Raw genomic sequence first — 4,438 nt, 5'->3', positions numbered from 1 at the left:
CTACAATTATGAACCAATTAAATGCAATTCTGTAAAATCTTTATCAACAATTAGAGAATTATCTTTAAAATTCACTTCTGATAAACTTACAATTTCGTTATCAATTTCGATAGTTTTAACTTTGAAAGGTAAACCTTTAAAATTGATTTTTATGGTTTGATATTGTGTTTCAAAAGTTCCTTCTTTATGTTGTTGAATAATTAATTCTTTTTCTTTACCAGTTAAATTAAAGGTTTTGTAGCTGTATCTTCCTTTATTGTAATCATATCCATCATGCGCATCTTCATATACAACCGATTTTTCTTTACCTAATTTATAATACACATCTAATGACAAATCTGGTGCTTCAATTTGACCAACATACTGCTGAATAGGATATTTTGGAATTATAGAACCTTCTTTTACAAAAATAGGAATTTGATCATAATCGGTGGCAACCCAAAGTTCACGTTGACCTTTTACATATTCATTGGTCCAAAAATTATACCAATTTCCTTTTGGCAAATACATTCTTCTGCCTTGCGCATTTGGTTCTAGAATTGGGCAAACCAAAATTTTATTTCCGTAAATAAATTCGTCAGTTCTATAATGTGTATGTATGTCTTCTTGGTCAAAATATACTAATGGTTTTAACATTGGAATACCTTCGTTTACATATTGCCAAAACATGGTGTATAAATAAGGTAACAATTGGTAGCGAATTTCTACAAATTTTCTAGTAATATCGATTACTTCTTCGCCAAAACTCCAAGGTTCTTGTTCACCATGATGACCAGAAGAATGTGTTCTACAAAACGGATGAAAAACGCCTAATTGAATCCATCTTGCATATAATTCTGCCGAAGGTTGTTCTGCAAATCCGCCAATATCTGAACCTGTGAAACCCATTCCAGAGATTGACATTCGTTGCATTTGAATGTTGGCAATCCATAAATGTTCCCAAGTTGCTACGTTATCGCCAGTCCACGATGAAGTATATCTTTGCGCACCAGAATAAGCAGAACGCGTAATAATAAATGGACGTTTAGGATAAGCGAAACGTTTTACACCTTCGTAGGTTGCACGCGCCATTTGAGTTCCATAAATATTATGTGCTTTTCTATGACTGCAAGGATTTCCATCATAATCGTGACGAACATCCATAGGAAAAGTTTTTCCTGGAACTTCCATAACTGCTGGTTCGTTCATATCGTTCCAAACTCCTTTTACGCCTATTTCTGAAATTAATTCTTTGAATAATCCTGCCCACCATTCTCTAACTTCTGGATTGGTATAATCTGGAAAATTACATTCGCCAGGCCAAACTTTTCCTTTCATATATGGTCCATCAGCACGCTTGCAGAAATAATCTTTTTCTAATGCTTCTTGATAAACTGAATATTCTTTATCAATTTTTATTCCTGGATCAATAATTACTACGGTTTTGAATCCGTCTGCAGCCAATTCTGCAACCATTTTCTTTGGATCTGGAAAATATTCTTTGCTCCAAGTGAAGCATCGAAAACCTTCCATATAATCTATGTCAAGGTAAATTGCATCACAAGGAATTTGTAATTCTCTAAATTTATTGGCAACTTCTTTTACTTTACTTTCTGGAAAATAACTCCATTTGCATTGATGATAACCTAATGTCCATAATGGTGGCATTTCTGGTTTTCCTGTAAGATGAGTATACGTTGTAACTACGTCGCTCATTTTTGGACCATAAACAAAATAATAATTCATTTCGCCACCATCAGCCCAAAAACTGGTTACATTTTTGCGTTCGCTACTAAAATCGAAATAAGAACGGAAAGTATTGTCAAAAAATATTCCGTAGGAAATATTGTGGTGCAAACCGATATAAAATGGAACTACTTTGTATAATGGTTCTTGATCTTTTTGAAAAGCATATTGATCGGTAGCAAAATTTTCTAATCTTTTTCCTTTTAGATTTAGATGTGTTGCTTTATCGCCAAGTCCGTAAAAACATTCTCCATCTTGTGATGTTTTACTCATTTTGATAATGTTTCCACCAAACTCATACGATTCTTCCCAGTGAAAACCTATTTCGTCTTCAACAATTGCTTCGCCATTAAGTTCGTAGATTCCAATTCGCAAATCGTGTTTTTGAATAACTACATAAACTTTGCTAGTTGTAATTCTGTAATGGTCTTTTTCATCAGTAACTTCTAGAATATTGTAACCATGCGATTGCGTTTTATCAATTGCATAGGAAAAATCATTGCTAAAATATCCTTTGGTTGTGTATCTAAAACGAATTAAACTATCGCGAAGTACGGTTACTTTTAAAATTACATTGTTGTCTGTATGAAAAAGAATTGAATCGACTTCTTTTTCGTAAGATGTTATTTTTGAAGGAAATAAATCGCCTTTATATTCGAGTTCAGTATTGGTAATCATAGTTTTGTAATTTTGTAAAAGTGCGAAAATACGAATGTTGAAGCGTAATTTCTAATGTAATTTTATATGTTTTTAACTATAACGTTTGCGGTTGTTGGTTTAAGTCACTAATTTTATTGCCACTAAGTCGCTAAGTCGCAAAGTTTTTTTATTTTTAAAACCATTCAGGTATAAAGTTAATTAAGTCTTTTTTCTCGCAAAGACAACTTTATTTTACTTTTTTATTTTAAACCATTAAGGTGTTAAGATTCATTAAGCTTTTGTTCTCGCAATACCGATAGCTATCGGTAGCATAGGTGTGATTCTTTATTTTTATATTTTGTCTAAAAACTAATACCTAACAGGTTTAAAAAAACCTGTTAGGATATAAAACTGTATTTAATTCGTGAAATTCGTGGCTAAAGACTTTGCGACTTAGTGTCTTGGTGGCAAAAATTGTGTCTTATCAACCAATTTTGAATACACAAACTGCTAATGGTGGTAAAACAACTTCGGCTGAAAATTCTCTTCCGTTCCATAATTCTTTTTCAATTTTTATTGGTTTTGGATTGTTTATTCCGCTTCCGTTGTATTCTGTTTTATCTGAATTGAAAATTTCTGTTAATTTTCCTTTTGCTGGTAATCCTATTCTGTATGTTGAATGAACTACTGGCGTCATATTACAAACAATTATTAGATTTTCTTTTTCTTTAGTTCCTTTTCTAATGTATGCCAAAACAGAATTTTGATTGTCAGAATAATTTATCCATTCAAATCCTTCTGCGCTAAATTGTTTTTCATGTAATGCTGGATTATTTTTGTATAATGCATTTAAATCGGTAATACATTTTTTCATTCCGTCATGAAAACCGTATTGTAATAAATGCCAATCTAAACTTGATTCAAAATTCCACTCTGATGTTTGCCCAAATTCGCTTCCCATAAACAATAATTTAGTTCCTGGATGCGTGAACATATATCCGTAAAGTAAGCGCAAGTTTGCAAATTTTTGCCATTCATCGCCAGTCATTCTGTCTTGAATGGAATGTTTGCCATAAACAACTTCATCATGAGAAAGTGGCAACATAAAATTCTCTGTAAAAGCATACGTCATAGAAAATGTTAAATCGTTTTGATGGTATTTTCTATACACACTTTCTTTTTGAAAATATTGTAATGTATCGTGCATCCAACCCATCATCCATTTCATTCCGAAACCTAAACCGCCAAGAAATGTTGGTCGCGAAACCATTGGAAAACTGGTGCTTTCTTCGGCAATTGTTTGAACATCTGGAAAACTTGAATATACTGCTTCGTTAAAATCTTTTAGAAAACTAATGGTGTCTAGATTTTCTCTTCCGCCATAAATATTTGGTTCCCATTCGCCATCATTTCTAGAATAATCTAAGTATAACATAGACGCCACAGCATCTACACGAAGTCCATCTGCGTGGTATTGTTGCAACCAAAAAATAGCATTGCTTATTAAAAACGAACGTACTTCATTGCGACCATAATTAAAAACCAAGCTTTTCCAATCTGGATGATATCCTTTTCTTAAATCTGGATGTTCATAAAGGTTGGAACCATCAAAAAATCCTAAACCGTGCGCATCACTAGGAAAATGTGATGGAACCCAATCTAGAATAACTCCAATTCCTGCCTGGTGTAATTTATCTACAAGGAACATAAAATCTTGTGGTTTACCGAAGCGAGATGTTGGCGCAAAATAACCTACTAATTGGTAACCCCAAGATGGATCGTAAGGATACTCCATAATTGGCATAAACTCTACGTGAGTAAATCCTGTTTGTTTTACATAATTTACTAAATCTTCTGCAAGTTCAATATAAGTTAGAAATTTGCCTTCGCTGTTGCGTTTCCAAGAACCAAGATGGACTTCGTATACCGAATGTGGTTTGTCTAATCCGTTTTTATCTTTTCTGGTTTCCATCCATTTGGTATCTTTCCATTTATAGTCTAAATCCCAAATTATTGATGCTGTATGTGGTGGATGTTCACAAAATTTTGCAAACGGATCGGCTTTTTCGGTAAT

The 4,438-nt window shown here is 33.1% G+C and carries 2 protein-coding genes; both read right to left on the bottom strand.

Translation table 11 applies throughout. The features are described 5' to 3' along the window. Positions 1 to 6: 6 nt before the first annotated feature. Positions 7 to 2,403, bottom strand: coding sequence for a glycoside hydrolase family 31 protein (locus ACH2BC_RS14780; RefSeq protein ID WP_395054999.1), 2,397 nt, complete (start codon positions 2,401 to 2,403; stop codon positions 7 to 9). A gap of 445 nt (positions 2,404 to 2,848) precedes the next feature. Continuing rightward, the coding region (glgB, locus tag ACH2BC_RS14775; protein WP_395054997.1) for a 1,4-alpha-glucan branching protein GlgB at positions 2,849 to 4,438 on the bottom strand (1,590 nt) is incomplete at its 5' end.

The organism is Flavobacterium sp. (assembly GCF_043760115.1).
Classification (GTDB): domain Bacteria; phylum Bacteroidota; class Bacteroidia; order Flavobacteriales; family Flavobacteriaceae; genus Flavobacterium.
Note: the sequence above shows the minus strand (reverse complement) of the source record. Positions and strands in the feature narration are given on the sequence as shown.

What these genes read in the sequence shown, in the direction of transcription:
- ACH2BC_RS14780 (WP_395054999.1), bottom strand. Translation starts at nt 2,403, where the DNA reads ATGATTACCAATACTGAACTCGAATATAAAGGCGATTTATTTCCTTCA.